Below are 25,993 nucleotides of genomic sequence, written 5' to 3'. Positions count from 1 at the left end.
CGACGGCGACGGCCATCGACTCTGGCGGGCATCTGCGGACGGGTCTGATGGGACCGTCGAGTGCATTGCCGTTCACGTGGTTTCCCTTGTGTGGAGCGTCGCTTATCGACGCCGGTAGGCGCGGGCCGGAAGAACGGCGCTGGGACCGGATGCTGTTGCCACCGTGGGGGCACGCACGACGGCCCGGGAAATGGTGCTGCGAGCGCGAGCGGCAGCAACTCGGCGGACATCCAGTGGAGTCGGTACCGGCGGTGTGACTGGAGTGATGTGGGCCGCTCCGCAGTTTCGGGACGGGACCTCGGGCGCATACCGGAGCACGGGTGTGGGGTCGGCAAGGCGCGCGGTGGTCGCCGCGATCAGGTGGAGGGGCGTGTGAGAGGTGAAAGAGGCATACCAGCGTGAGTGGTAGCCGTCCTTGCCACCCCACAGCAGCCATCGGTGCGTGTCGGAGTGCAGCTCGGCCTGCGCGTTGGGGAGTCGGCGCGAGTAGGTGAGGCCGGCCAGTTGGTCGGGGGCGGTGCACGTGGTGGCAGCCCACGTGTCCGTGCGCTGCCACCCTGCTCGTGTCAGGGGTCGCAGGGCCTCGTCGATCGGATGGTCCGCACTGGACAGGTAGGCGTCCGGCCCCTTCGTGTAAGTGCTGGCGAGGGTGGTGGTGAAGGCGGTCACCAGTTCGGTGGGGGTGGGTGTGTCGAAGGTGGCTATCCAGTGCGCAGGGCCGAAGGGATCGGCGTGGACGGCGACTTTCCACAGCGTGTTGTCCTCCCCCTCGGGCAGATAGCCAAGGCGTATGTGCCGTTGTGGGGAGGAGACGTACACGTTCGCCAGCTCGTCGTCGTGGAGGGCGAAGCCGTGATCGAGGAGTGGTGCGAGGGCGGGGTCGCCGGTGACGGTACAGCCGGCGAGGTAGAGCGGTGAGACGTACAGGTCGCCCTCGGGGGCGGTGATCGACACGGTGGGACTCCGGGGCTGAGGGTGGGGGTTAGCGCTGCCGTCGGGAGCCGACGTGCGCGGCGAGCGAGGTCGGCGCGGCCAGAGGCGGAGGTACGTGTATCGCCTGGGTCTGGGTGCTGCGCGCGAGCGCCGCTGCGGCCCGCGGGTCGGGCCTGGTCGTTTCCGCGCGGGCGACCGAGATCAGTGAGCGGTGCCGGTCGGGGATCTGGTCCAGGGCACGCGGCACGGGGGTGGGGTCCGTGAATACGGCGGTGGAGGCCGTGATGAGGTGTTGCGGGGTGTACCGGCTGAAGAAGGCCTGCCAGCTCGGCGTGTACACGGGGTCGGGGCCGGCGGACATGCGCCACGTCGACTTCTCGGGCGTGAGCAGCTCGTCGTACTCGTGTAGCCAGCCGACGCTCATCTGATAGGTGGCGTGGCCGTCGGGGGAGACCGTACGGAACGGCCGGGTGCCGTGTACCGGCTCCCACCGGTGGCGCGCGGTCAGGGACGCGGGGCTGGTGCCTGTGTAGCGCCGGCCACCGCTGAGGTAGTCGGCGAAGTTGTTGTGCACTCCCTCGACGAGGGTCTCGGTGAAGGCGGCCACGATCTCGTGGGGCGTGTTCCGGTCGAACGTGGTGATCCAGTCGGGGACGCCGAGTGGGTCCTCGGTGTAGGAGATGGTCCATCCGCCGTAGAAGCTCTCCAGGGCGTTGGCGACGCGTACGCGCTGGCATGGGCTCGTGTAGTACGTGTCGGTGCCGAAGGCGACGGCCTTGGTCCAACCGGGAGCGAGTTCCAGGGAGTTGAAGATGCTGAGGTTGTCCCCAGGACCGGCGAGGTAGCCGGGGCTGACCAGGACATCCGCGTTCGGGTCGAGGGCGAGGGGATCCAGGCTGGGCATGAGAGGGCCTTCGGGCGGTGGGACACGGGCGGCTGAACGGCTCGTGTGGGGGCACGTGGGCGCGGTCGCGCGGCGGCTCTGGCTGTCTGCACTGGAGTCACCTGGTCCGGGACGGGTGCGAGAGTGCAGTTACGTACGCCGGTACGCGCGGCGGCGAGTCGGGGACGTGCGAGAACAGCTCGGAAGAGGCAACCGGACTGCGGTGCACTGCCGCGCTCGCGCGTATGGCGTACTGCGCCGTCGCACCGTGTTCGTCAGGGAGGGCTGTCGCTGGGGTTGCCTTACGGGCGAACTCCGCGAGTTCGGCGTACACCGGCGTGAGCCCACGGGCCGCGGACGTCAGGGTGTACTCGGTGCCTCGGCCGGAGAAGGGGCTTGTGCGGGTGATGAGTTGGTGGGTCTGAAGTTGTGTGATGCGGTAGTGGAAGGAGCCGGTGGCGAGCCCGGCTTCGTCTCGTAGCGCACCGTTGGGCAGGGGACCGTGCTGTGCGAGGGTGTGGAGAAGGGGGATCGTGCCCTTCCCGCGCAGTCGGCTGAGCACGACTTCTACGGGTTCCGGTTGTACGCGTTCTGCCTCTCCTGGTGACGACGTGCCGTCCGTGAGGTGGATGCGGTGCCAGGCTGAGAGCGCGCGGTGGACGTCGTTGGTGTGGCGGCCGAGCGGGGTGAGGTCGTACACGCCGAACTGAGGCCGGTCGAGGAGATTGCTGGTCTGCATGCGGCGCACGATCTGGGCCATGGCGTGGACACCGACCCACGGCAGCGCGGAGTTGAGTTCGGTCAGGCGCATGGGGCCGTGCTGCTGCATGGTCTGCAGGGTCCAGGTGGTCCAACGCGGTGAGAGGCGGGCGACAGCTTGGTCGACGAGTTCGGTGTGAGGGGTGGGTGAGTTGGCGAGGTCGGGCACGGTGGGGTTCTCCGAAGGGTGGTTGAGTGCGGTCAGCGGGACCGCGTGGTGCGGTTCGTGACGGAGGTCGTTGCCGCGGGTTGCTGGGCAGCGGTGATCGGCTGCCCGCCGCGGTGCTGAGGAGAGCGGGCCCTGGCGGCTTGGGTTCGCCGGTCGTGCGGGGACGTGGCGGTGGCCGCCCGTTCGCGCTCCAGCCGGAGGGCCGCGGTGCGGTAGGCGGCCTGGTCTTGGCGCTCGCCGACCGCGAGGAGGTAGATCTCCCGTTTGTGCTGGGAGGAAGCGGGAGCGTCCCGGTACTGGATGACCAGTCGCCAGCGGGTTTCCGGGTCGACGTAGACCTTGTGGCAGCCCGCCAGTTCGCGCTGGAGGGCGGCGCCGCGTTCGTTGCCGTGGACGAGGTGCTGCAGTTCGAGCAGGGCCAGGTCGCGGATGTTCTCCGGGACGGCGCGCAGGTCGGCGAGAGCCTCGGGATGGGCGGCGAAGGCGTACCGTGCCCGGCTCATCGCTCGCGTCCACGGGAGTGCGCCGGGGCAGGCCCTGTCGCTGACCGCGGTGGTGATACGGGTGCCGGAGCCACGGCGAGGCCGTTGCCCGTGACCGTGGAGCGAGCGCGGGCGGCTGCCGCCCTGCGGCCGACGGCGCTCGGTGGGGCAGGTGCCAGGGGGAGCGGTGAGTCCCGTTCCGTGATCCACGTATCGGCCTCTTCGGCGCTGGTGAAGGCGCCCTCCCGCACGGTGTGGGAGCGCAGGTCCTTGGTCGTCTCTTCGAGGAAGAGGCGATACGGCGCATCTACAGAGTCGGGATGGCTGTCGTAGACGAGCGTGCGGACCTCGACTCCGACGTCGAAGGAGCATGGGTTGTCGGTGTAGTGATCGAGGACCTCGTACCGGTTGCCGGAGTTGGCCCGCAGCAGGCCCTCAAGACGTGCCGTGAGTCCGTCGGCAGGGCGGGGCCCGTGGGGGTGGGATCCCCTGACGACTTCCGGCGGGCAGCCCCTGCGGAGCAGCCAGTTCTGCGCCAGCGGAACGACCGGGTGGCGCTCGGAAGCGAAGTCGAATGTGCGCTGCTCGATGTCGCGGGTGATGTGCAGCGTGACGTACTCCGCCATCCCAGGGATGTCCCAGATCGCGGAGCGATCGTGCAGCAGCAGGTAGCTGTCGCGGTCGTCGGCGCTGTGGTGCTCGGCGAGGGGAACGAACAGGTCGTCCGAGAGGGTGACGGAGGAGAAGTCGTCCTCGATCTGATCGGTGACGGCCTGGAAACCGTCGAGCCGGTAGTCCGGCGCAGAGGGTTCGTGCGTGCCGGCCATCTCAGACTCCGACGGGCTCGGGCGAGGCCAGCAGCCGGTGGTGGGGTCGGGCCGCACTGGTGGTGCAGGCGCCGAAAGGGCCATCTGGGGTGCGGAGTTGGAGCAAGGCTGGGTCTAGGTGGTCGCGGTGCCAGGTGGAGGGACCGGTGAGGCCGGCCTGGACATCGGTGAGTTGCTGCCAGGCGAGCCAGAGGGCGTGCAGCCGGGCCACCCCCTCGGGGTGCTCCTGCCACTGATGGCACCACGGGCGGCCGGTGGTGATCTCCCGTCCGTAGACCGGCAGAAGCAGGTTGTGTACCCAGTTGGTCAGCGCGGCCAGTTCCACGGCGTACGCCTGGGCGCCGAGCGCCAGGATGAAGACGGAGGCCGGTCCGTCGCTCTTGGCGCCGTCGGCGTTGGATTCGGCCGGGGCGGGGGCTGACGCCGGGCTGTCAGGGTGCTCGGGATCGGCTGGTTCGCCGTCCTGTGGGGCGGGCTGGTCGTCGGTGAGCCGGGCGAGCGTCTCGCCCTGCTTGCGGCTCTCGGCGACGAGCCGGGTGACCGTGGCGACGAGGTCGTCGAGGTCGTGGTCCGGTATGCGCACCGGCTCGCTCTCGTGGGCGGGTTCGGACATGGCTACCCCTGGTGCAAGTTCTGGTGGGTGGGGTGACGAGGTTCTGGAGAAACGGGGGTTTGGCCCGGCCGGGAAAGTGGGTGTAGAAGGCCCAGGTCAGCGCGGCGCGTGATGGCGGCACACGGTCCAGGGCGGGGCCAGGATCTGCAGGGCACGGGCGGCCTGCTGGGGCACAACTCCGTTGCCCAGAGCGGTCAGTTGGGCGGGGCGTCCCAGCCCCGGGGTGCCGGTCACCCAGCCGGGCGCAAGTCCTTGCATCCACTCCACGAACCGCGGGCTGAGGCGGCCGGCGTCGTCGGTCGGCCGAGGCGCTGGACGGGTGGCCCGCTCCCAGCGGGTGATCGCCGCGGCGTACGGCCCCCAGATCTCGGCCCGTCCCCCGTGGCCGACGGGTCCCCGAACAGCGGCAGCGACTGCGTGAACGGAGCCCTGCCCATCGAGCTCTTCCGCTGCCCGGCCGTGCGTGTGGACGTGGCATCCGGGGCGGGCCGCAGGCGTGCCGCCGCCCAGGGCAGGGTCAAGTCCCCGTTGCCGTGGCGCTGGTTGGGCGAGCCCTTGGTTCCGTCCGAGGCTTTCAGGGTGGGCAGGAGCCACTCGACCTCGTCCGCCAGGTTCGGGCCGTGGCCGCCCTGCTTGCGCTTCGCCGGGTGCTGGCTGCCCCCGTTGGCGCCCAGGTTGCTGGTCGGCGTCTTGAGCAGCGGTGATCCGTCCGGAGGGCCAGGCGGCGAGGAAGATCCGTTCGCGACGGTGCGGGGCTCCGACGTCAGCGGCGCGAAGCACACACCAGCGCGCATCGAACCGGATGTCGGCCAGGGAGCCGAGTACGGCACCGAGTGCGCGCACAGCAGGCTGGCCTGCGGTGTCTCCCAGACACCACGGGCAGAGTTCCATGTCGCCAGGGGAACCGGCGGGCGAGGTGAGGAGCCCTCGGACATTCTCGATCACCACCAGGCAGGGGTTGAGGGCTTCGATGGCGCGAACGACGTGGTGCCACAGACCGGACCGGGTGCCATCAGCCAGTCCGGCGCGACGGCCGGCGACCGAGACGTCTTTGACAGGGGAACCCGGCTGTCAGGACGCACGCCTCCGGGACTTCGGCCCAGTTCACGGCCGTGATGTCGCCGAGGTTCGGCACGGTGGGCCAGTGCCGGGACAGGATCCGGGCCGCTCCCGGATCGATCTCGGCATGCCAGGCGATCGTTCCGCCGAGGACTGCCTGGACGCCGAGATCCAGACCGCCGTACCCGGAACACAGGCTCCCGATCGACGGCGGAGACTGCGCCGAGGTCAGGTCAGCGGCCATGGCGGGGCGCCGGGGTGTAGGCGAGCCGGACCGGACTCGGAGCGGGCGGTTCCACGGGCAGGCGGTAGATCGAGTTCGTTGGTCGTGCGGAGCGGCTCAACGCGGCGAGAACACGAGGTGGAGTGCCGTCGATCCGGTCGGCGGCGCGCCGCAGTGTGACGAAGGCTTCCTTCAGCGAGTCCACGGTGAGGTCCAGCTGGTCCTGCGCGACGGCGAACGCGGCCCCGCGAGCATCGCTTAGATCCGCCGAGGCCGTGGCTTTCGCGTACCTGCGCAGGAATCCGAGCTGTTCGAAGGCTTCGGTGTAGTTGTTCATGGCACGTCCCGCCGGGGCGGACGCGCTGGTGTAACCGGCGATGACCGGGCCGAGGTCGAGTCCCGGGTCGTTGTCTGTAGCGTGGAAGAGGACCTCGTCGGACAGATCCTTCACCAGCCCCGTCAGTGCGCCGAGATGCTGGGACGCGGTGGCGAGGTCTGGCAGGGAGCTGTGCGTGTACGAGCGGACCACGGCAGTTCGGAGCTGCTCGAACTCCAGGGCCAGCGCGTACAGTTCGTCCTTTTCCAGGCCCGCTCGGCCCACGTGGTCGGTCATGACGGACTCCGATGGTTGTGCCGGTCGGGAAGCGCGGCGCACGAGGCCGCGACCGGCGCCGAGGGGGCTGGGGTAGCTGTAGGGCGGCTGCGGGCTCGGGCCGCCTCGATGCGGGCGGCAGGCGGTGACGCACCGGGCCGACTGGTCGGCCGCCGCAGCTCGGGGCTGGCTTCGTGTGTGAGGTGCAAGCGGCGGCGCACGTCGTCGAGGGGGCCGAGAGTGTGCAGGGCGTAGCTGATCAGCCGTCCTGGGGCCAGGGCTTCGTCGTCGGCGAGCGCGCGCACCTGCCGGGCGACGGCGGTGGCTGTGCGGACGAGCGAGGCCTGGACGACCTGCTCGCCGAAGTGCTCGGCCACACCGGAGAAGGACAGCGGGTCGCAGATCCTGAGGACGCGTTCGGCGTTGAGCGTCCCGTCGGATAGCGCGCCCCGGCGCTGGGTCTCCCACAGCACGGTCAGTTGGTCGATGGGCTCGCTGCGGTGGTGCAGGGCGCTCAGGGCGCGGTAGATCTGCTGGTGGCCGGTGTCCGCGAAGTCACCAGGACGTAGCCAGTCGACGACGTCGAGGAGTTGCTCGGGCCGGGCGCTGATGCAGCCGAGGAGGAACTCCTCGTCGGCGAGGACGTGTTCGTCGGCAGCTTGCGGCTGCTGGGCGGGCGACGTGATCGGCTCCGGGGGCGGTACCGGTCGCGGCTCGGTTCCCCACCGGTGGGCGAGATCGGCGAGCACGTCGGACAGGACCTGGGTGTGGTGGACCGTCTCCTCGACCCCGCCTCGGACGGCGTCGGCACGCGCGGCCTGGTGGAGGCGGATCGCGTGCTGGGTGACGCTACGGTGGATGGCGCCCTCCAGGACCATCCGCCCGTAGACGGGCGCATGGGTGGGGCGCGGACATGCGGAGATCAAGGAGTGGGCGTACGACGCGGTCAGTCCCCGGGTCCGAGTGCTGGCCTCCCGCACGGTATCCGTCACCCAGGACAGCGGGATCGGGTCTCCGCTCTTTGCTGCTGTGGCTGGGTGGCCGTCGGAGTGGAGCTTGAGCATCGCGGCGTAGAGGGCGGCGTGTATCGGACGGTAGAAGTGATCGGGCCGGAGCCAGGGCGAGAGCTGGTCGAGTTGGCCGGGGTCGAGGAACACCGCGCCCAGGACCGCCTGCTCGGCCTGGACGAGCGGCGTCACCGCTGGCCCTTCTGCGCGGCCGCGCGCTCGGTGCGCAGCCGCGCGACGGCACGGTCGGCGGCGGCCATGTCAGCGGCGAAGCGGTCCAGTTCGCTGGTGAAGAGGGGGTCCGAGGCGGACATGGCGCCGGTCGGGGTGACCAGCCACCATGCGCTGCCGCGGCGTACGGCTGGAGTGCCAGCGAGCCGCTCGGACGGGCGGACGGATGCCCAGGTTGGTACGGGGTGGGACACGGGAGCACCTCAAGAAGTACATGGGGAGGCCGAGCAGCGGCTCGGGGAGGCGGCGGGCCGTACTTCCGCGTGTCTCGTGCGCACGTCGTGCCGGGCCGGGGCGGTCATGCGGCCGGGCCGAAGTCGTCGCGGTGCAGCTGCTTGGCCAGGGCCCGCTCGGTGATGGCCGCGGTCGCCTGGGCGGAGGCGGCGCCGAGCCGGTCGGCGTCCGGTTCGCGGTACCAGGGCTTGAGGTCGAGGAGGGCGGGGCGCACTCCGGTGGCCAGCAGGAGGGCGGAGCCCTTGGGCAGGGCCCGGATCGCGTCGGCCGGCAGCACCCGCTCCTGACGCATCGACACCGACGTGGACTTGCCCGACTCGCTCGTGGACACGGAGACGGTGCGTACGTCGTGGTCGCCGACGAGGCGGGAGAGCTTGTCCGCGAAGTCGGCGTCGTCGATGCCGGAGCCGACCAGCTTGATCGTCGCGGCGGACCACAGGGAGTCCATGCCGGCCTCGCCCCAGACCCGTACGCCCTGGCGGTAGGACTGCAGGATCGTGATCGGGATGACGCCGCGGGACCCGAGGTGGGAGTAGAGGTCCGGGAGGTCGGAGATCTTGCAGACGTTGGCGGCCTCGTCGAGGATCGCGAGCAGCGGGGCGTCGAGGCGCCCGCCGTCGCGTTCGGCCTGGATGACGGCCGCGCGCATCACCGCGTCGGCGGCTGCGGCGATGATCGCCGAGGCGGAGCCGCCGCCGTCCTTCGACAGCAGGAACAGGGTGTCCTTGCTGGTCGCGAACGCCTCCGGCTTGAACTCCCGTACCTTCTCCAGGCCGCCCGGTGGGGTGACCCAGGCGGCGATGCCCGGGTCGAGGAGGCAGCTGGCGTACTGCCGGGCGGTCTCGAAGATGCCGTCGCGGGTCTCCACGGCTCCGGCCACGGTGCCCTGGAGCTGGGCGGCGACGGCATCGAGGCCGGCGTCTTGCAGAAGGTCGATAGGGGTGCGGTCGGCGGGGGAGGCGAGCCAGGACAGCACGTCGGTGATCGGCCGGCGGTCGCGGGCCGCGGCGAGGAACAGCGCGGTGAGGGTGTTGGCGGCGGCGGTGGACCAGAAGTCGCCCGCGTTGGAATCGTCCACTGAGGCGGTCACGAAGTGTCCGGCCAGCCGACGGGCCCCCGCGAGATCGTGAGCGTCGGCGAGGATGTCCCACCACATGGTTTGCGGGGCGTGGGCAATCTGCTGCGGGTCCAGCGTCCACACCGTGCCCACGCGGGAGCGCTCGTCGAGCGTCGCCGTGTAGGCGTCGCGGGCCGCCTTGTTCGAAGTCAGCAATACCGCACCGGGGGCGCGCAGGATCGCGGGGATCGCCAGGCCCGAGGTCTTCCCGGAGCGGGGCGCCATGATCGCGAGGAGTACATCCTCCCAGGAGGAGCGGACCTCGGTGGCACCCGGCTTCAAAGTGCCCAGCAGGACGCCGCGGTCGTCCGGGGTGACGTCCTTAGGCTTCGTGCCCTTCAGACTGGGCCGCAGGTCGATGGCTTTGGTGGCGACGTTCTTGGCGAGCAGGTCGGCTAGGTCTCGCTGATCGGCCAGCCCGTTGGGGTTCCGGCGAACGCGCAACCACAGGCGGGCGCCGAGTACGGCTGCCGTGGTGAGGGTGGCGGCGGGCAGCAGGTAGCTGCCGGTGAGGACGGCGGGCCGGGTGAGGTGCGGCCAGAGAAGTTCGGGGTGCAGGATGGCGTTGGTCGGCTGGAAGGCAGCCCACGGACCGGAGCCGACCAGGACGTTGGTGAGGTTGCCGAACAGCCAGGCCAGCGAGCCTCCCACCATGCCGAGACCGGCGATGCCGATCAGGAGGTAGAGCAGGAAGTCGGTGCCGGTGGTGGTCGAGGGCGTGCTGGTGCGCGGAGATGGCAAGGCGGGATCCAGAGGGGTGCGGACCTACGGGTGGCGGCGGGGCGGCAAGTGGCTCTGGTGATCACGAGCGGGCTCCTGGCGGTTGTGGCGGTGAACAAGGGAGTCGGACGGAGCGGCGGGGCAGCCGGTCAGCGAGACCGGCCCGGCCTGGGCGTGGTCGATGGTGTGGCGGAGGGCTCTTCGGCGGTGGGCGTGACTCCGGTGTCCGCGTGCGGGGCGGTCGCGTAGTAGCTGGCAACGCCTTCCTGCCAGCTCCGCTTCTGGGGCGGCCCGAGCCTCTGCATCTGCTGGCCAGCACCGCGTACCTCCTCGGCGAGAGAGGTGAGGGTGGCAGCGGCGTCTTCAAAGAGGTGGGACAGGTCCCAGCCGGCATCGGTGTCGGCGACGTTGGCCTGTTCGGCGGCGGCTTCGAAGAACTCGCTGAGCCGGACAAGTACTCCGTCCTTCGGGTCGACGACGTGCTCGACGAGATCGGCTGCCCCCGTGTACGTCTCGGCCTCATTGAGCGTGTCAGTCAGGGAGAGGATCTGATGCCCGTAGACGCGTGTGCCGAGGGGATCGGTGGGCGTGGTGATCCGGGTGACGTCCAGGCCGGGATCGAGTTCGACCTGGTAGCCGACTGCGGTGAGCATTCGGGCGGCGTGGCTGGCCATCTGGTTCTCGCGCTTCTTGCCCATGTCCCAGGGCAGGCGGTACCAGAAGGAGAGCGGCGTGGTCTCGATGACGAAGCCGGCGCGCTTGAGAAGGGTGACGGCCAACTCGTCTCCGCCCTCGGCGATGACGTTGCCGGTCGGTTCGCGGGTGATGACGACTTGGGGCGTGGTGGACATGGAGGCCTCCGCGGGCGGGTCAGAAGTGCGGGTTTTCGGTGGGCCGGTCGCCTCCGGTGGCGGCGGCCAGTAGTTCGGGCAGGTCGGCGGGGTCGGTGTCCCGTTGGTCGATCCACCACCCGGCGCGCGTCAGGGGCCGCGCGGCGTCCTCGATGGCCGCCCACTCCGCCTCGCTGGCGCTGCCTTCGAGGACCAGGGAGGTGTACGCGGCGCCCATGAGCTGGTGACGGCAGCGGGTGCCCCAGGCGATGGCGCGGTCGGTGCCCTCCAGCGGGGGCATTCGGTACTGCGCCGACCACTCCTCGGCCTCGGCCTGTTCGGCGGCCCGCTTCTTCGCCAGCCACTCGGCCTTGGACTCGGTGTCCTCGTCCTGGGTGGCGCGCCAGCAGTCGGTGCAGTCGCGCTCGGCGAGCCAGCGGGCGTATCCGGCCCGGCGGTCGGCCGCACGGTCGGAGAGATCGGCCTGAGTGGTGTCCCCGCAGGCGTGGTTGATGGTCCAGATCTTCTGGACGGCCATGAGTCGGACTCCTTCGTGGGATCGGGAGGAAGGTCAGCGCGTACGACGGGGGCTGGACGGGGGAGCCGGTGAATGGGCTGCTTCGGCCGGGGACGTGGGCAGGTCGAACGGGCGACTCGGGGAGGATGCGAGAGCGGCGCGGGCGCGGGCGGTGTGGGTGACCGACGGGAGCTCGTACCGGGGAAGCAGCGGTACGTTGGCCAGGGGCGGGGCGTCTTCCGGGGTCAGGTCCGGCATGACTGACAGGTCGAGCTGGGCGGTGACGAGCTGGTCGCCGAGGAACGCGAGGTGGTGGGCGATGGTGCGCAGATGCTGGCCCAGCTCGCGTCCGTTGGCGGTGCCCAGCCGATCGCACCAGGCGGCTGCCGTGTCGATGAACTCCTCCAAATCGCCGACGACGCCGTGGTGTTCGTCGAGGATCTGCTCTAGGACATCGGCGACATCGGCCGAGCGGCGCAGCTCGTGCAGTTCCCCGGTCAGGGCCGTAAGCGACTGCCCGGGCAGCGCCTGGCGTGCGGGCACCCCGTCCGGCGTGGGGATCGGCGGCGGCAGCATGATGCGGGGGTCGGCGGCGACCGAGAGGCCGACGTCCTGGAAGTCGCGGCTGGCGCGAGCCACGGCCCGCACCGCCGTGTTGTGCGGGGTGTCGTCGGACAGTACGTAGAGATCGAGGGTGTTGTTGTGGCGGAAGTGGTGCTTGCGCAGCACCTCGTCGAGGAACGGGTGATCGTCCGATACGGCGGCGACCACACCGAACTCCGGGTGGACGCCGAAGGCGACGTCGGGCTCGAGTTGCAGTTTCATGCTGAAGGCTTCCTTCGGGTTCGGAGGACCTAGCGGGCGCGGGCCGGCTGCAGGGGAGCCTGGGCCGGGCGGAAGACGACGGTGACGTCGGGCCGCTGCGGCACCGACGTGGTCGCGCGGGCCGGGGAGATGGCGGTGGCGGCCTGGACCCGGCGCTGCGACGTCGCGGGAGTCGGATCGGGGCGTCCGTTGCCGCGGATATAGGAGAACGCGTCGAACGCGAGGGCCGTGCTGTCCAGCCGCGTCTCGACGTACCGCAGATCACCCTCGCCGTGCAGCAGCACGCCTTCGCCGGTGCGGATGTCGGTGCCGACCGCCCGCAACGTGCCGTCGGGATCGCGGACCTGATCGTGCACGACGATCCGGGCGGACCGGATGTCGGCGTCGAGCACGCGGGCGAAGACGGAGACCGCTTCGCCGTCACCGAGGATCCCCGGGACGGGGTTGTTCGCCTGCCCGTCGAGGAAGCCCTGGCCAGGATTGGGTCGGGTGGCGGTCTTGAGGTCGTACACCGCGTCGGAGGTGACGCTGTACTGCGCGGCACGCAACGACTGAACGGCCTGCTGCCCGCGCCGCGTCAGATCACGGCTCGGCTCGGTCAGGGCGTACAGGCGGCTGCCGGGCAGCCGCTCGAAACCGACCCGCCGCAGCATGTGATCGGCGACGTGGTTGTCGTGTGACATCGCGGCCACGACGCCGTACTGGGCGTGGTGGGCGACGGTGATGTGCGGGCGTATTTCCGCCACGAGAAGTGCACCTCGCAGAGGTCGGGGCCATGCGGACGACGATGATGTGGCCCGAAGACGGATTTGGCGGGGCCGGGAAATGTGCGCTAGCGCGATCGGCGCACGCGGTCCTGCGCGAGGAGACCGGGCGGCGCCGTAGCGGCGGACACCGCCGTCATCGCGGGACTCTGACCGACCGCATGAGGCGAACGGGCACGGGCGGCCTGGACCTGCGCGGACTGCTGCGAACTGACCGGCCGACCGCGCTCGGCCCGTGCCATCTCGACGAGCACGCCGCCGTTCTCCATCCAGGTCAGCGAGTAATGCCAGCCTTCGGCATTGCGCTCGACGACAGCCCTCGCGAACGCGGCCCCGGCACGAGGGTGATCCGGCAGGAGCGCACCGGTGACGAACTCGAAGTCGGCCTGAACACGCGCGCCGCCCTGCAATGCCTCGCGCAGCACCCCAAGCCGGTACGGCCACCGACCCTCCGCACGATCCTGCGGATCCAGGAACGGAAGCGTCTCCTCGGCGTGGGCGACCAGAGCAGGGCCATGGTCGAGGAAGGGAGCGAACAGAGCCCACATCTCCGCATCCCGTTGCTGCTGGCGCAGGCCGTAGCGCTCATCAAGGGGCCAGTGGCCGGCGTCGCACAGGCTGTCGGAGATCGCGTCCCACTCGGCAAGAACCCGCTCACCGGCAGCCACCGCCACGGCGACCTGCTCAACGCGTGCCGCACGTACGGCCTGCTCATAACGGGGAATCAGCCGGTCAGCCACCGCCGATGCCGCGCGCGCCGGGTCCGCGTCGACGACGATGCCATTGGGTGTCTTGACCTGGTCCGCGACGTCACTGCCGCTCGGCTGCAAGGCGGCGACCAGGAACTCCCGTGTGCGCCGCGGGCGGTCGACGACGACCAGCCCGCAACCGGTGCCGCTGGTGAGCACGGCGTGGCGGGACAGCACGAACTGCTCGAAAGCCCACTGCACATGCCCGTCGTCCCAGAGCCGCTCCGCGAGCGCGAACTGATCGGCGTACGCGGCATGGTCCTGGGCGACGACGGTCCAGGAGCCGGGCAATCGGGCGGCGAGACCCTGGGCGAACGTCGCAAGGTCCGCACGCTCGTTGGACCTGCAGGCAGCGAGGAAGGCCGGGTCGTTTGTAGCCGGCGTGGCGGAATAAGACGCAGGAGAGCCGGCGGCGGGCGTCGGTGTCCGTTCAGCCATGACGGACGCCTGATTCCTGCCGGGCGCCGAGCCGCCGGGATTCTTCCAGGGCGCCGAACGGGCCCGTGGCCAGGGGGATGTAGCCGTGAGAAGCGTTGGCCGCGGTGGCGCGGAGGTAGCGCTGGACGAGCCGATGCACCAGGCGACGGATCTTGGACTGCTGAGACATGAAGGGGACTTCCTAGGAACGCTCGGGGCGGGAAGACTCGGGGGCCGGGACGTGGCGTCGGCCCCCGAGCAGCGGGATTGATCAAGGACGAGTGATCGCGCCCATCCGGGCATCCGTGTCGAACAACTCGCGTTCCTGCGGATGCAAAAGATGTTGAGTGATGAACGATCGGCCTGCCACCTTCCACAGGCCACGCCCCTTGGTGAGCGCGGAGACCGCCTGCGTCTCGACGCCGGTGAGTCCCAACAGGGAAGCGGCTGAGGCGAGTTGGTCGGCTTCCTGGCGGTAGATGATCCGGGTGGAGCAGTCGGTGAGCAGCCCCTCGGCCAGAGCCCGGCCCCGGGAGCCGGCATCACCGGCGGCCAGTAGGTCGCTGAGGCGGTGGATGACCATCAGGTTCGCGATGCCCAAACCGCGTGAGAGCTTCCACTGGCTCTGCATCCGCTCCAGCAGCGCGACGTGCCGCATCACGCGCCAGGCCTCGTCGTAGATCACCCAGCGCCGTCCGCCTGCGGGGTCGGCAAGCGCGGACTCCATCCAGGCGGAGGCGCAGGTCATCGCCAGGACGAGCGCGGTGTCGTCGCCCGCGCCGCCCAGGCGGGACAGGTCGATGGACAGCATCGGCGCGCTCGGGTCGAAGGCCACGGTGCTCGGCGCGTCGAACATCCCGGCCAGATCGCCGTGCACGAGACGGCGCAGTGCGTGGGCGAGGTCCTCGGCGGCATGCCCGAGGCGGCCGGACAGCTCGCCGAGCGCGGCATCGAGCCGCTCGGGAGAGCCGAGGACGTAGGCGACTTCGCCCAGCAGCGGGGTGGTGCCGTTGGCCTCGGCGTAGGCGACGACCTGGTCGAGCGCCACATCCAGGGCGGTGTGCTCCATGGGATGCAGCTCGCGCCCCAGGACCGTCTTCGCGAGCGAGCCGAGCAGCAGCAGGCGCCGCTTGCGGACCTCGCTTGCCCAGTCCTCCTCGCTGATCCCGTACGGTCGGGCGGGCGCATCCAAGGGGTTCAGGCGACCTGGCAGACCGGGGCCGAGCGCGATGGTCTGACCGCCCAGCTGCTGGGCGACGACGGTCCACTCGCCCTTCGGGTCGCAGGGCACGTAGATCCGGTATCCGAAGGCTACGGCGCGCACCGCGAGGGACTTGGCCAGGGCGGACTTGCCCATGCCGATGATCCCGGCCAGCAGGATGTTGGGGTTAGTGAAGCCGTCGAGGCGCCCGTACAAGGCGAACGGGTCGTAGGTGAAGGCCGCTTCGGCGTGCACGTCGCGGCCGATGTAGATGCCCTGCGCGCCCAGGCCGCCCTCGGCGAGGAAGGGGTAGGCCCCCGATGCGGTGGCCGTCGTCATCCGGTGGGCGGGGAGCTTGAGACGGCCGCCGCGGGCGGAGGCCGGTCCGGGACGGCCGGCGGCCGGGTAGGTGGCCCGCAGCTCGGGGTCGAGACCGGGCGCGGTCGGGCGGGCCTCGGGACGGGCGGCGTGCCGGGCCTGGTCCCGGGCGGCGGCGAACTGATGACGGGCGGCGCGCGCCGTGCGGCGGTCGCTCTTGCGCGGGACGAACAGCGGGCTGGCGCTGGCGCGGGTGGTGCGAGAGGGCATGGGGGTGGTGCTCCTGATCAGTGGCGGGTGAGGCCGGTGTAGGGGTCGCGCAGGTCGGCCGGGGTGTGGTCACGGCGGACGCGGGTGGCGGTGGCCAGGTGGCGCTGGCACACGGTGAGTTCGGGCGCCCCCTCGGGCCGCCGGGCCCGGCACGCCTCCCGGGTGGGGAGGCGGCCGGTGCCGGGGTGTGGGGCGGCGTGGAAGGCGGCGTGGAGGTGCTCGGCTGCCTGCCACAGCCGGATCCGGCACGCCCGCAGGTGATCGCCCTCCGCCCTGGCCACCGAGGTGGTGCGGGCGGTGTGGGCATCCAGCAGCCCGTACAGCGCGACGACGTGGGCGTGCAGGGAGTCGAGTTCGGCACGGCCTGCGGCGATGGGGGCGACCGGCATGTTGATCGCCTGGTGGAAGTCGAGCGCGGCGGTGGCGAACGGGACGAAGTCCGGAGCCAGTTCGGGCAGGGGCTCGGTCGGCATGAGGGTGCCCTTCGGTAGAGCGCGAGACGGTGGTGCGGGTGCGCCTAGGGGCGGGCGAGGGGCAGGGCGGCGTTGGTGAAGGCCTCGGCCTGCTGCCAGGTCAGAAGGCGCAGGTCGACGAGGGCGGCGACGGCGGCCGTCTCGATCGCGGCGCACGCGGCGTTGAGCTGCTCGTCGGTGTCGGCGCTCACGGTGAGCAGACCGGTCAGGGCGACATCGGCGTGTCCGGCGATCAGCTGGCGCTCGCGCTGCTTGATGTCGGCGTACTCGACCGAGTCCTCCTCGGAGTCGACCTGCCCCTTGCGCTGCCGCTCGGCGGCGTCCGCGATCACGGTGGCCTTGCGGCGCTGCACGTCCTTGAGCGCGGAGTCCAGACCCTTGGGCTCGTAGGTCAGCGAGAGCGTGCGGCGCAAGCCGGAGGTGAACAGGAGCTGGTGCAGGAAGCCGGGTGAGGTCTCGATGCGGGGCCAGTTCTCGATCCAGAACGTGGCGTGGTGGGCCGAGTCGGTCTGGATCCGGTCGGCCTTCTCGACCAGGACGACGGGTCCGGCGGCAGCGGGCTCGGCCTGCGCGCGGCCCGAATCGGACCACTGCTCCAGCGCGGCCGAGGCCTTCGGGTCGTACGCGGTACGGATCACGGCGGCGATCTCGGCCGCGTCCAGCCAGTCGCCGGGCGTGAGACCGGAGTTGCGGGCGGCCTGGTCGAAGGTGGCGGTGAGCTGGGCCAGGACTGCGAAGCTACCGGTGAGTCCGCCGCCGGCCTGGTTGATCAGACGGCGGGCGGCCTTCAGATCGAGGGCGAGCGCGACGTACGCCTCGTGCGGAGCCGCAGCCGGGCCGGCGGCGGCCAGCAGCTCGCGGTAGATGGGGCCGGCGAGGTGGGTCGCCTCGTCGCCGTGCTCGTGCCAGTAGCGGTTGAGCGCGTCGCCGGAGTCGGGCACCGTGCGCTCCAGGACCTGGACTCGGGCGATGTGCCCGGTGCGCGCCAGCGCCGCCAGCGTCCGCCCCCAGCCCGCCACGTTGCTGCTCTGCGTGGCCGGATCGAGGAGCGCGAAGGCCCGCGAGGAGACCTTGACGACCGCAGTGAGCGTGCCGTGGTGCGGATCGTGCACCGCACCGAAGCGGCCGTGCGGGGCGGTGACCACCCGCAGGGACGCCGCCGTGCCCGGGAGATGCAGCAGGCCCTCGCGGCGCGGCCGGGTGGACGGCCGGGCGAGCCAGACCAGCTGGCCCCGGAAACGACGCAACGCGTACCCCGTGGCGATGGGCGCCCAATCGGCGAGCGACCGGCCGCGATGGCGGACGAACACCGCCGCCAGAATGACCGCCCACACAGGGATGAGCTTGATCGCGCCGGTGACGCCGGAGATGAGCAGCACCGCGAGCAGCAGCAGCCCGGTGACGGCGACGACGATCAGCTGAGGAGCCGACAGGCCGAGCAGGATGCCGCGCCGCGAGCGATGCGGGAACTTCACGGTGGCCGGGCCGTCAGGCTGAGAGGTTTCGGAGAGCATGGCGAAGCCGTCCTTGGAACGTGGAGAACAAGAAGAGGGGAGTCGACGGGGCGGGCGGCGCCGGAGGCGACCGTTGCCGCCCGCCCCGTCAGGCGAGGGCTACGAGCCTGATCCACCCGGCGGCTCGGGATAGACCCACCGCTGCGGCGTCGCACCGCCCTGCGGAGACGGCCCGCTCACCGGCCCGGGACGCCGGGGCGTCGGCGGGTCCAGGTGCGTGATGCGCGGCGGCGCCACCGCCGCACCCTGGGGCGTCGGCCCGGAGGAAACCGGCGCCGCGTCGGCCGCCGCCTCCTGACCGGGACGCTGGATCAGCGGCTGCCCGCGGTCACCATCGGTAGGAGGCCGTCGGATCAGCGCGCGGCCCTTGTCGCCGGTGGCGTTGGGGTCCTCGCCGAAGCGGAAGTGGGCCTGCTTCGGCTGGTCGCCGTCGGTCGATTCGCCGGTCGGGTCGATGCCGGAGGCGATACCGCCCCAGCCCTGGCCCGGAACCTTCGACGGGCCCTGAGGAGCCCGCATGCCGGTGCCGGCCTGCATCGCCAGCTGGCCGGCGGTCTTCGCCGCACCGGCTGCCACCGCGACTCCGGCGACGCCTGTACGGTGCAGGTCGTCCTGGCCGCCGCCGTCGGCCGCCCAGTGCACGAACTTGTACGTGGCGTAGGGGCACAGCATCACCAGGACCATGACGACGATGCCCGCCATGGCGTCGGACAGGGCGGCGAGCCCGTCGGAGGCGTCGCTCTTGCCCATGGCCGAGACGCCCAGCAGGAACACGATCGTCATCAGCAGCTTGCTGACGATCAGAGTCGCGGTCGCCTCGATCCACCCGCGCCGCCAGCGCCGCGCGACTTCCCAGCCGCCGCCCGCGCCGGCGAACACCGCCAGCGTGACCAGGACCAGGATGCCGACCTTGCGGGCGACCATCACCGCCCAGTACAGGAACGCGCCGATGGCACACCCCAAGCCGACCATGGCTGGGATCGTCCAGCCCAACGCATACATCGGGCCGAGGTTGTTGACCTCGATGACGCGGCGGATCGCGTCGTCGACCGAAGTGTTCGCCGCCTTGAACAGCCCGGCGGACAGCGCGTCGACCACGGTTAGCGCGACGGTGGTGCAGGCGATCGCGGCGAACGCGAACAGGACACCCGCCACCGTCCCGGTCACCGCCTGCGCAAGCGCGCGCTCGTCACGCCGCCAGGCCGCCCGCATCAGCTGCAGACAAAACGTGCCGACGGTCAGCACGAGACCGATGGGCAGCAGCAGCTCGTAGTTGCTGCGGAACCACTCGGCGTCGAGATCGACGGCGGTGGTCTTGTCGACGGCCGTCGAGGCGAGGTCTGCGGCGGACTGGGCCAGCTCGCCCATCGACTTGGCGATCCATGCACCGATGCCATCGGTGATCGCCTCGCCGGTCGAACCGACGACACCGCCGACGGTGTCGCACACCGCGCTCATCAGGGGAAGGTCACAAGCCCCCATGGGGGCACCTCCTTTCGGGAATTGAGGGCGTCAGGGCGCGACGTTCGGCAGCACGCCGACCAGGGCACAGGCCGTGTCGGGGCGGCACTGGACGGCGAGCGTCGTGGAGCGGGACTCGGCCCCGGCCCCGGAGCCCTTCCACGCGATGGACTGCTTGCCGGTGACCGTGACGGCGTAGACGTACGCCTCGGTGATCGCGCCGGGATCCTGCGCCAGGGCGGTCTTGAACGCCTGCGGGAAGTGACCCTCGCCGATCTTCGCGGTCGCGTGCTGGCGGTTGTCGTGCATCCGCGACCACAGCACCGGGCTGGGAATCTGGTCGGAGACGGAGTCCCAGTCGGCGTACTTCTTCTCGCCGGTCATCCACCGCTTCAGCCCGGCGACGTGCTCGGCACGGGAGAAGGACCGAGTGTCGTACGTCCACACCACCTTGGTGGCCGCCTTGGCGAAGACGATCGGATCGCTCGTCTTGGGCGGTGCCGCAACTGCCTCACGTTCGCCGGGAGTTGCCTCGGGTGAAGCAGTGCGCTGCGTGGACGTCGCAGTCGGGGCGGGCTTCGCCGAGACGGGGCTGTCCGCGCGGGTCAGATACGCGAGGAGCCCGGCGACGGCCAGCAGTACGGTCAGCACGAGGCCGCCCAGCAGTGCACGCCGCAGCACCGAGGATGGTGCCCCGTAGGTGCGCTCCTGGGCAGAGAGGGAACGCTTCTTCGGCATCAGTGGACCTGCGTTCCCATTGCCGAGAAGAACGCGACGATGCCGTTGGCCGCGCCCAGCAGCAGCGCACACCCGGCGGCGATGACCGTGCCCTTCTTCCCGTTCGCCTCGGCCTGGTGGCCACCGCTGTGGTGGCCCCACGCCCAGACCATGGCGGAGATGGCCAGGGCGCCGACCACGGCGATGATCCCGAAGAGGTTGATCGAGGAGACGACGTTCTTCAGCACGCTGAGGCCGGGGAGACCGCCCTCCTTCGGTGTGATGCCGGGGTTGTACGCCAGATACTGGGCGTGCTGCATGAGCTTCATTTGGAACTCCAGTGCGAATTTGGGCGCGCGAAGGCCCGGGAGGAGAGGGGGAGGAGAGGCCGGTCAGACGATCCGGCGGGCGGCGACGATGTCTCCGCGCCAGTCGGCGAGGGTCGAGATCTTGACCACGTCACCGCTCTTTGGGGCCTGCAGAATCAAGCCCTGGCCAATGAACATCCCGACGTGTTCAGGCACTGCGGCCGTGCCGCGGGTGAACAGCAGGTCACCCGGCTTGAGGGCATCGACGCTGACCGCCTTGCCCTCCTTGACCTGTGTGTACGTGGTCCGGGAGATCGAGACACCGCCGGCCTTGTACGACGCCTGCATCAGAGACGAGCAGTCACACCGGCCCATCGGATCCTGGCCGTGCGGAGCGGAACACGTTCCACCCCACTGATACGGCGTACCGAGCTGACCAAGACCCCAACGGATCGCCGTACGCACCGACTTGGGCGCGCTGGCCGGGATCTCGTAGCCCTCGGGGACGCCCCCCGCGGGAATCGGGCCGAAGGAGGACCCGTCATCGCCGGTGTCGCACGCGGTAGCCGCCGAGGAGGACGCCTGCTCGGCTTCACCCCCGGTGTCGCCGCCCTTGCCGGAACTTCCGTTCTGGCCGAGCGACTTGGCGATGGCCTTCTGGAGGGCCGTGGCCAGCGGCTCCCACTTCGCGTACGCGTCGGGGAAGCCGCTCTTCTGAACCGCCTGCGCGGCTTGGGCGATGGTCATCGACTGCCAGCCCGAGACCTTGAGCAGGCCCTCGTAGAACTTCGTAGAGGCGTGCACCGGATCGCGAACCTCGGCAGCCGTACCCCAACCCTGGCTGGCGCGCTGCTGGAAGAGGCCGAGCGAGTCCCGGTCGCCGTAATCCAGGTTCCGCAGCCCCGACTCCTGCAGAGCCGTGGCCAGGGCAACGATCTGTCCGCGCGTCGGCACCTTCATCGCGATACCAGTGGCCTGGATCGTCTCGGCGTTCGCTATCTGCTCCTCGGGGTCGGAAAGCCCCGAAACAGACACGGACTCCTTGCCGTCGCCCTTGAGGATCGACTTCACCAGCTTCGCGACCGCCGCGCTGTCTACAGCCTGTGTACCGTCCGCGGAACAGGCGGCCTGAGCACTGCTGGAGCCAGCGAGAGCGACAGCGACCGGCGCTATCAACAACATCGGGCCGAGCGCCACGGCCCCTGCTATGGCGATGGCCTTCTTCACGGACGCGGGCCGCACGCCGAACGGCGGGACAGGGAATCTGGGCCCGGGGAGGGGCGCGCCTGGACATGCTGCATCGGCAGCTCCTTACTGCGTAGGCAGCACGGCGCAGGCGTTCTCGTCGAAAAGGCCACCGGCACCGCACCGGTTATGAATTCGCAATCCCTGAGGGAGGCTGGGAAGCCAAGGCCGGGAGCTGCTAACTCCCGGCCGCTGGCCCCCTATTGGACAGCGGCAGCCAGCCGCGCTCGTAATCTCACTCGCCACATGGGGGAGTCCCCTTCGTCGATTAGGAAGCCAGTCGATGGGATGTCAGGCACGCCGTCCTTCGGACGGAACAGCACGCATCGACACAGCTCAACAGGGCCGGACCCAGGTCCCGTCCTGCGAACACGGCGAGACTGTAGAGACGAAATCCGGCCGCACCAAACGCCCGTGCCCCGGGCGGTTTCGAGGCGCTGCGCCGAGATCTGCCTCATTGGGTGCGGCCGGAATTCGGGGTTAACCTCCAGCGCATTGCTTGTCACGGCGGCTGCTTGCGCAGTTCCGCAAAGTGACGCATGCCGACGCACGACCGCCTCCCCGAAAGAGAGAACCGCGCAATGCCGTACACCCTCCACCGAGGCGACGCGCTGACCGCCCTCGCCGACATCCCCGACAACAGCGTCGACGCCGTCATCACCGACCCGCCCTACAACAGCGGCGGCCGAACGAGCAGCGAGCGCACCGGCCGCTCCGCGCGCGCGAAGTACACTTCGGCGGACGCCGAGCAGGACCTCGCCAACTTCCCTGGCGAGAACCGGGACCAGCGCTCGTACGGCTTCTGGCTCACCCTCCTGCTCACCGAGTCCTATCGCGCGACCGTCGAGTCCGGCACGGCGCTCGTCTTCACCGACTGGCGGCAGCTGCCGACCACAACGGACGCACTCCAAGCCGCCGGCTGGACCTGGCGGGGGATCGCCTCGTGGCACAAGCCCGTCTCCCGGCCGCAGAAGGGTCGACTCAAGCAATCGTGCGAGTACATCGTCTGGGGAACCAAGGGGCCCGTCGACGCCAACCGCAACCCCGTCTACCTCCCGGGGCTCTACACAGCGAGCCAGCCGCGGAAGGACCGCGTGCACATCACGCAGAAGCCCGTAGAAGTGATGCAGGAACTCGTAAAAATCTGCCCCCCGGGCGGCACGGTCCTGGACCCCTTCACCGGCTCCGGCACCACCGGCGTCGCCGCCTTGCGAGAAGGCCGTCAATTCATAGGAGTCGAGCTGTCTGAGCACTACGCCTCCATCGCGGAAGCTCGCCTCCACAGCGCTTTGACGCAAGACGAATTCGAACTCGCCGGGCCGGAGGAGTGAGAGCCAGAAGCTCCTATCAGCAGGGGCAGAACACAACAAGGGCGGTTGCGGTCACAGGGTTGAGGTGACCGCAACCGCCCTTGATTACAAGACGGATTAGGCGGTCTCGATACACCGCCGGAACAGGCCACTCGCCCGATCGAGATCTTCACGCGTTCCGATCCGTACCTCGACGCCGTCTCGGATGCCGAGGCACCCCACCCCGCGGACGTCCCTTGAGAAGCCATCCTGCAACTGCACTGTGTCGGGATCCAGCTTCAGGTTGACTACCAGAACCCGATTGCGTGGCTAAACACGCACTGTGGCGACATTCTTGATCCGCCGGTACGCGATGTAGTGGAGCTGGGCCTCCCTCTGCACGTCACCGTAGGAGAGGAGGACCTCGTCGAGGTCCGCATATAGGTTCTGTAGGCCTCGCGGGGATTCGTCGAGGTACTTTTGCACCGACTTTGCGGAAGTTGGCGCAGAGGGGCGAGGCGTGGAGGCCTTTCCCCGAGACGGAGGAGTAGCCCCGGCGACCGATGCGACGAGCTGGAGAGTGAGCACATGGTCGAACACCCGGTACCCCACCAGGTTAATCCGGCGGCCGATCATCTCAACGGCGACGGTGTCGTGGTGTGTGAACGACCCGGCGATGCACACGATTCGGGGATTGCTCCAGTCGATCTCCTCAGCCGCCCTAGCGCCGTATTTCTCCCTGACCAGACTCTCGAATTCGTGGTGGTGATCGTGCAGCCACGACAGGTATGAGAGAGCTTGGGTGACGACGTTCTGGTCGCGCGAGCGCTTGTACTCCACGATCACCGGCGTCCCGCTCTCATCCAGACCGAGCGAGTCGATCCGGCCCCGGTGGCGACCGGTGCGGTACTCGGTTGCCAGGAAGCGGATGCCGAGCATCGCCTCCATGTTGGCCTCGATGAGCGTCTGCAACTCGCGCTCCACGCCTACGGATGCTCCTGGTATCTCGGTGGCCTGCCCGCCCTTCACCCTGAAGACCTTCAGGTTGTTCATGTGTCTCCCCGACTCCACCTCGATCGCTGCCAACGAACAATCCAGGCCAGGAGGCATTTATTCCGGCGGAAGGGCGTGGTCCCACCCTGTTGATTTCGCCGACGGGACAGCCCAGTTGGGTCTTGCTGATGGCTCGCAGCGGTTGCTCACCGCGTGCCGCTGCCGACAGCCGTCTGCGGTCCCACTGACCGAACGTCGTCGGAGCGGGGTGAGCGACGGCCATTTCTCCTTCGTGAAGGGCGCACCGTAGTCGATGATCCCTGCCTCACCAAACTGGGGGTTTTCAGGACCGTGGACGTAGTTCGCGTCGCGTTTCACGGGCGGCGCGGAACTGTCCATGTTCCTTGTGCTGCTCTGTAGGGCAGTGGCTGATCCGAGGGGTTCCGAGAGTGAGCGACAGGCCCTTGAAGGTGTATGTCTACCGGACGGGAAAGAACGGCGAACGGCAGCTTGTGACTGTCGTTGTGTACTGATCGGAGACATCCCGATCATCGGGATGGTCGCTTCTCACCGAGAGCCTGCCCGTCCGCTGAGACAGGTCCTCGGTGCTTCGGTTGAACCTGGCGTGTGCCAGGTTTTGCCGCTACAGCTTCTTCTTGAAGTAGTCGTCCTTCACGACCAACCGTTGCTTCACGTCGTCAGGGATCAGCAGGTCGCAGTGGTCCGAATGAACCAGGAACGTGATGCCGCCCCGTAGCAGGTCCTTCTCCATCTGGTCCGTGCCCATCTTGGTCCAGTGCTCGCGGTAGGTCACACCCATGGAGCGGTAGTGCCATCGATCCTGGGTACTGTCCGGATCGATGGTTTGCAGCTCCGCGCCCAGCTTCTGGAGGGCTTCCTCGGCCTGCGTCTGGATGAAGCCGCCAATGGCGAAGGCGCCGCCAGGTGCAAGGCCGTCCATATAGTGCTTGATTGACGCCTGCAGTTCCGTGACTCGGGCGAGGTTCTCAGCGCCGCGGGCGTACTCGCGGTGGATCACCTCGTAGTTGCCCAGCTGATCAAGCACCGTAGCGGCGAGCGCACCGTACATTTCGTCAGGGTCGAAAACCGGAGCGCCGCAGGGCTCCTTTGTGTACGACGAGCAGCGTAGCTTGGGATAGACGCGAGTTGACCCGTCCTTCCGTTCCTTCTTCGAGATGTGCTTGTACATGTTGGCGCCGCAGCTGCCGCACAGAATTACGCCGAGGAAGAGCGACAGCCTCTTTCCCTTGCTGTCCTTGCGCCCATGCTTGGCGTTCCGCTTGAGGCGATCCTGAAGCTGATCGAACTCGGCGTCCGTGAAGATCGGCGGGGCTAGCCTGATCGGCTGGCCATCCGAGCCGTAGACGATGCGTGAGACCTCCTTACTCTTGGCCTTGGGGGGCCGAATCACTCGCACGCCCTTGAGGGCTGGATTCGTGAGGATCGAGGTGAGGTTCTTCGCGTACCATTTTCCGCCGTTGGGCGAGGGGATGCTCGCGCGATTCACTATCTGCGTGATCTTGTACATGGATCGACCACGCATGAGCATGTCGAAGATCCATCGCAGCACCCTCTTGCGGAAGGGGTGGACCACAAGCTTCCGGCCGTCCGGTCCCTCTTCTGTGGTGTAACCGTAGACCGGCTTGCCGATCACCCACCGATCCGTAGTGCGCGCGTACTTCCACAGCGATTCCAGGCGGATGCCGGTGTTGGCGGCCTCGATGCGCGCCATGCCGGCGATCATCGTGACCATCATTTCGCCGTAGGCGCTGTCGAGGTCGATCGGGTCCTTGTCCGCTGCCAGGATCTTGTCGTACTCCTTGCACCATTCGATCATCAGGTGCAGATCGGAGATGCGTCGGACGAAGCGGTCCAGCTTCCAGAAGAGAATCTGGTCGAACTCGGGAGCGCGGTTGTTGATCCAGTCGCCGAGTTCGGGGCGCTTCCACGGCGGAACCTTGGTCGCGGAGACATTCAGGTCCCTGGCGACGCCGATTACGCGGCAGCCACGCATGAGGGCGAATCGGCGAAGATCCAGCTCTTGCCGTGCCGGGGATGTTGTCTCGTCCGTGAGAACGGACAGGCGGATGGAGAGAAGGGCGCGTGGAGCGTCGGCAGGGAGGAGCGACTCCCGCTGCCGCAGATCTTCCAGTTCCCGCAGCTCCGCAGCGGACCACTCAACGTCATGCACTGGCCAATCCTATCAATCGGGAAAATAGGGGTGGCCTTGGG

At 69.4% G+C, this 25,993-nt stretch carries 28 protein-coding genes and 1 pseudogene; 1 reads left to right on the top strand and 28 read right to left on the bottom strand.

Features of this window, described 5'->3' with window-relative positions; genetic code table 11:
- Positions 1-102: 102 nt before the first annotated feature.
- The 26 genes and pseudogenes from MQP27_RS05785 to MQP27_RS05665 form a co-directional block, all read right to left on the bottom strand.
- Positions 103-954, bottom strand: coding sequence for an SPDY domain-containing protein (locus MQP27_RS05785; protein ID WP_242761883.1), 852 nt, complete (start codon positions 952-954; stop codon positions 103-105).
- A gap of 28 nt (positions 955-982) precedes the next feature.
- Positions 983-1,837, bottom strand: a complete 855-nt coding sequence (locus tag MQP27_RS05780; protein ID WP_242761881.1) for an SPDY domain-containing protein — start codon at positions 1,835-1,837, stop codon at positions 983-985.
- A 97-nt stretch (positions 1,838-1,934) separates the two neighbouring features.
- Positions 1,935-2,744 (bottom strand): winged helix-turn-helix transcriptional regulator, encoded by an 810-nt coding sequence (locus tag MQP27_RS05775; RefSeq protein WP_242761879.1) that lies wholly within the window; start codon positions 2,742-2,744, stop codon positions 1,935-1,937.
- A gap of 32 nt (positions 2,745-2,776) precedes the next feature.
- Entirely contained in the window at positions 2,777-3,247 is a 471-nt protein-coding gene (locus tag MQP27_RS05770; protein WP_242761877.1) for a type II toxin-antitoxin system RelE family toxin, read from the bottom strand.
- Positions 3,244-4,053, bottom strand: coding sequence for a hypothetical protein (locus MQP27_RS05765; protein WP_242761875.1), 810 nt, complete (start codon positions 4,051-4,053; stop codon positions 3,244-3,246). The genes MQP27_RS05770 and MQP27_RS05765 overlap by 4 nt, the downstream gene beginning before the upstream one ends.
- 1 nt (position 4,054) lies before the next feature.
- A complete protein-coding gene (locus MQP27_RS05760; RefSeq protein WP_242761873.1) occupies positions 4,055-4,666 on the bottom strand; it encodes a DUF4913 domain-containing protein in 612 nt (203 codons plus the stop codon).
- A gap of 96 nt (positions 4,667-4,762) precedes the next feature.
- On the bottom strand, positions 4,763-4,924 hold the full coding sequence (locus tag MQP27_RS05755) for a hypothetical protein (protein WP_242763665.1): 162 nt from the start codon (positions 4,922-4,924) through the stop codon (positions 4,763-4,765).
- A 510-nt stretch (positions 4,925-5,434) separates the two neighbouring features.
- Positions 5,435-5,686, bottom strand: a pseudogene (locus MQP27_RS50835) (DNA cytosine methyltransferase); the annotation flags it as partial.
- Positions 5,679-5,969, bottom strand: coding sequence for a DNA cytosine methyltransferase (locus tag MQP27_RS50830; protein ID WP_278195735.1), 291 nt, complete (start codon positions 5,967-5,969; stop codon positions 5,679-5,681). The gene MQP27_RS50830 and the pseudogene MQP27_RS50835, both read right to left, overlap by 8 nt.
- Positions 5,959-6,561: a hypothetical protein gene (locus MQP27_RS05745; RefSeq protein WP_242761871.1), complete on the bottom strand. Its 603-nt coding sequence runs from the start codon at positions 6,559-6,561 to the stop codon at positions 5,959-5,961. Before MQP27_RS05745 ends, MQP27_RS50830 begins: the two co-directional genes overlap by 11 nt.
- Positions 6,558-7,739: a DnaB-like helicase N-terminal domain-containing protein gene (locus MQP27_RS05740; RefSeq protein ID WP_242761869.1), complete on the bottom strand. Its 1,182-nt coding sequence runs from the start codon at positions 7,737-7,739 to the stop codon at positions 6,558-6,560. The genes MQP27_RS05745 and MQP27_RS05740 overlap by 4 nt, the downstream gene beginning before the upstream one ends.
- Positions 7,736-7,972 carry a hypothetical protein gene (locus MQP27_RS05735; protein ID WP_242761867.1) on the bottom strand — a complete coding sequence of 79 codons (237 nt, stop codon included), beginning with the start codon at positions 7,970-7,972 and terminating at the stop codon, positions 7,736-7,738. The genes MQP27_RS05740 and MQP27_RS05735 overlap by 4 nt, the downstream gene beginning before the upstream one ends.
- 104 nt (positions 7,973-8,076) lie before the next feature.
- Positions 8,077-9,870 (bottom strand): type IV secretory system conjugative DNA transfer family protein, encoded by a 1,794-nt coding sequence (locus MQP27_RS05730; protein WP_242761865.1) that lies wholly within the window; start codon positions 9,868-9,870, stop codon positions 8,077-8,079.
- A 128-nt stretch (positions 9,871-9,998) separates the two neighbouring features.
- A complete protein-coding gene (locus MQP27_RS05725) occupies positions 9,999-10,700 on the bottom strand; it encodes a hypothetical protein (RefSeq protein WP_242761860.1) in 702 nt (233 codons plus the stop codon).
- A gap of 19 nt (positions 10,701-10,719) precedes the next feature.
- Positions 10,720-11,217 (bottom strand): hypothetical protein, encoded by a 498-nt coding sequence (locus tag MQP27_RS05720; RefSeq protein WP_242761859.1) that lies wholly within the window; start codon positions 11,215-11,217, stop codon positions 10,720-10,722.
- A gap of 33 nt (positions 11,218-11,250) precedes the next feature.
- Entirely contained in the window at positions 11,251-12,021 is a 771-nt protein-coding gene (locus MQP27_RS05715; RefSeq protein ID WP_242761857.1) for a hypothetical protein, read from the bottom strand.
- 29 nt (positions 12,022-12,050) lie between these two features.
- Positions 12,051-12,767, bottom strand: coding sequence for a hypothetical protein (locus MQP27_RS05710; RefSeq protein WP_242761855.1), 717 nt, complete (start codon positions 12,765-12,767; stop codon positions 12,051-12,053).
- A gap of 86 nt (positions 12,768-12,853) precedes the next feature.
- Positions 12,854-13,972 carry a hypothetical protein gene (locus tag MQP27_RS05705; RefSeq protein WP_242761853.1) on the bottom strand — a complete coding sequence of 373 codons (1,119 nt, stop codon included), beginning with the start codon at positions 13,970-13,972 and terminating at the stop codon, positions 12,854-12,856.
- Complete coding sequence (locus tag MQP27_RS05700) at positions 13,965-14,141, bottom strand: hypothetical protein (RefSeq protein ID WP_242761851.1); 177 nt, start codon at positions 14,139-14,141, stop codon at positions 13,965-13,967. Before MQP27_RS05700 ends, MQP27_RS05705 begins: the two co-directional genes overlap by 8 nt.
- An 81-nt stretch (positions 14,142-14,222) precedes the next feature.
- Positions 14,223-15,740 (bottom strand): putative type IV secretion/conjugal transfer ATPase, encoded by a 1,518-nt coding sequence (locus MQP27_RS05695; protein WP_242761849.1) that lies wholly within the window; start codon positions 15,738-15,740, stop codon positions 14,223-14,225.
- Between the two features lie 17 nt (positions 15,741-15,757).
- Complete coding sequence (locus MQP27_RS05690; RefSeq protein WP_242761847.1) at positions 15,758-16,213, bottom strand: DUF6238 family protein; 456 nt, start codon at positions 16,211-16,213, stop codon at positions 15,758-15,760.
- 44 nt (positions 16,214-16,257) lie between these two features.
- A complete protein-coding gene (locus tag MQP27_RS05685; protein ID WP_242761845.1) occupies positions 16,258-17,727 on the bottom strand; it encodes an SCO6880 family protein in 1,470 nt (489 codons plus the stop codon).
- A 99-nt stretch (positions 17,728-17,826) separates the two neighbouring features.
- The gene (locus MQP27_RS05680) at positions 17,827-19,209 is read right to left on the bottom strand and encodes an SCO6881 family protein (RefSeq protein WP_242761843.1); all 1,383 of its coding nucleotides are present in this window, start codon (positions 19,207-19,209) and stop codon (positions 17,827-17,829) included.
- A 30-nt stretch (positions 19,210-19,239) separates the two neighbouring features.
- The gene (locus MQP27_RS05675; RefSeq protein WP_242761841.1) at positions 19,240-19,926 is read right to left on the bottom strand and encodes a hypothetical protein; all 687 of its coding nucleotides are present in this window, start codon (positions 19,924-19,926) and stop codon (positions 19,240-19,242) included.
- A complete protein-coding gene (locus MQP27_RS05670; RefSeq protein ID WP_191846835.1) occupies positions 19,926-20,234 on the bottom strand; it encodes a DUF6112 family protein in 309 nt (102 codons plus the stop codon). The genes MQP27_RS05675 and MQP27_RS05670 overlap by 1 nt, the downstream gene beginning before the upstream one ends.
- 63 nt (positions 20,235-20,297) lie before the next feature.
- On the bottom strand, positions 20,298-21,440 hold the full coding sequence (locus tag MQP27_RS05665; RefSeq protein WP_242761839.1) for a C40 family peptidase: 1,143 nt from the start codon (positions 21,438-21,440) through the stop codon (positions 20,298-20,300).
- A 599-nt stretch (positions 21,441-22,039) separates the two neighbouring features.
- On the opposite strand from MQP27_RS05665, the gene MQP27_RS05660 reads away from it, so the two are divergent.
- A complete protein-coding gene (locus tag MQP27_RS05660; protein ID WP_242761837.1) occupies positions 22,040-22,789 on the top strand; it encodes a DNA-methyltransferase in 750 nt (249 codons plus the stop codon).
- 288 nt (positions 22,790-23,077) lie between these two features.
- Here MQP27_RS05660 and MQP27_RS05655 read toward each other — a convergent pair whose 3' ends face one another.
- Positions 23,078-23,800: an endonuclease NucS domain-containing protein gene (locus tag MQP27_RS05655; RefSeq protein WP_308289910.1), complete on the bottom strand. Its 723-nt coding sequence runs from the start codon at positions 23,798-23,800 to the stop codon at positions 23,078-23,080.
- Positions 23,801-24,383: 583 nt separating this feature from the next.
- Positions 24,384-25,952: a recombinase family protein gene (locus tag MQP27_RS05650; RefSeq protein ID WP_242761835.1), complete on the bottom strand. Its 1,569-nt coding sequence runs from the start codon at positions 25,950-25,952 to the stop codon at positions 24,384-24,386.
- Positions 25,953-25,993: the final 41 nt, after the last annotated feature.

Origin of the sequence: Streptomyces cylindrosporus (genome assembly GCF_022698165.1) — a bacterium.
Taxonomy (GTDB): Bacteria; Actinomycetota; Actinomycetes; order Streptomycetales; family Streptomycetaceae; genus Streptomyces; species Streptomyces cylindrosporus.
This window is presented reverse-complemented; position numbering and strand designations above follow the sequence as displayed.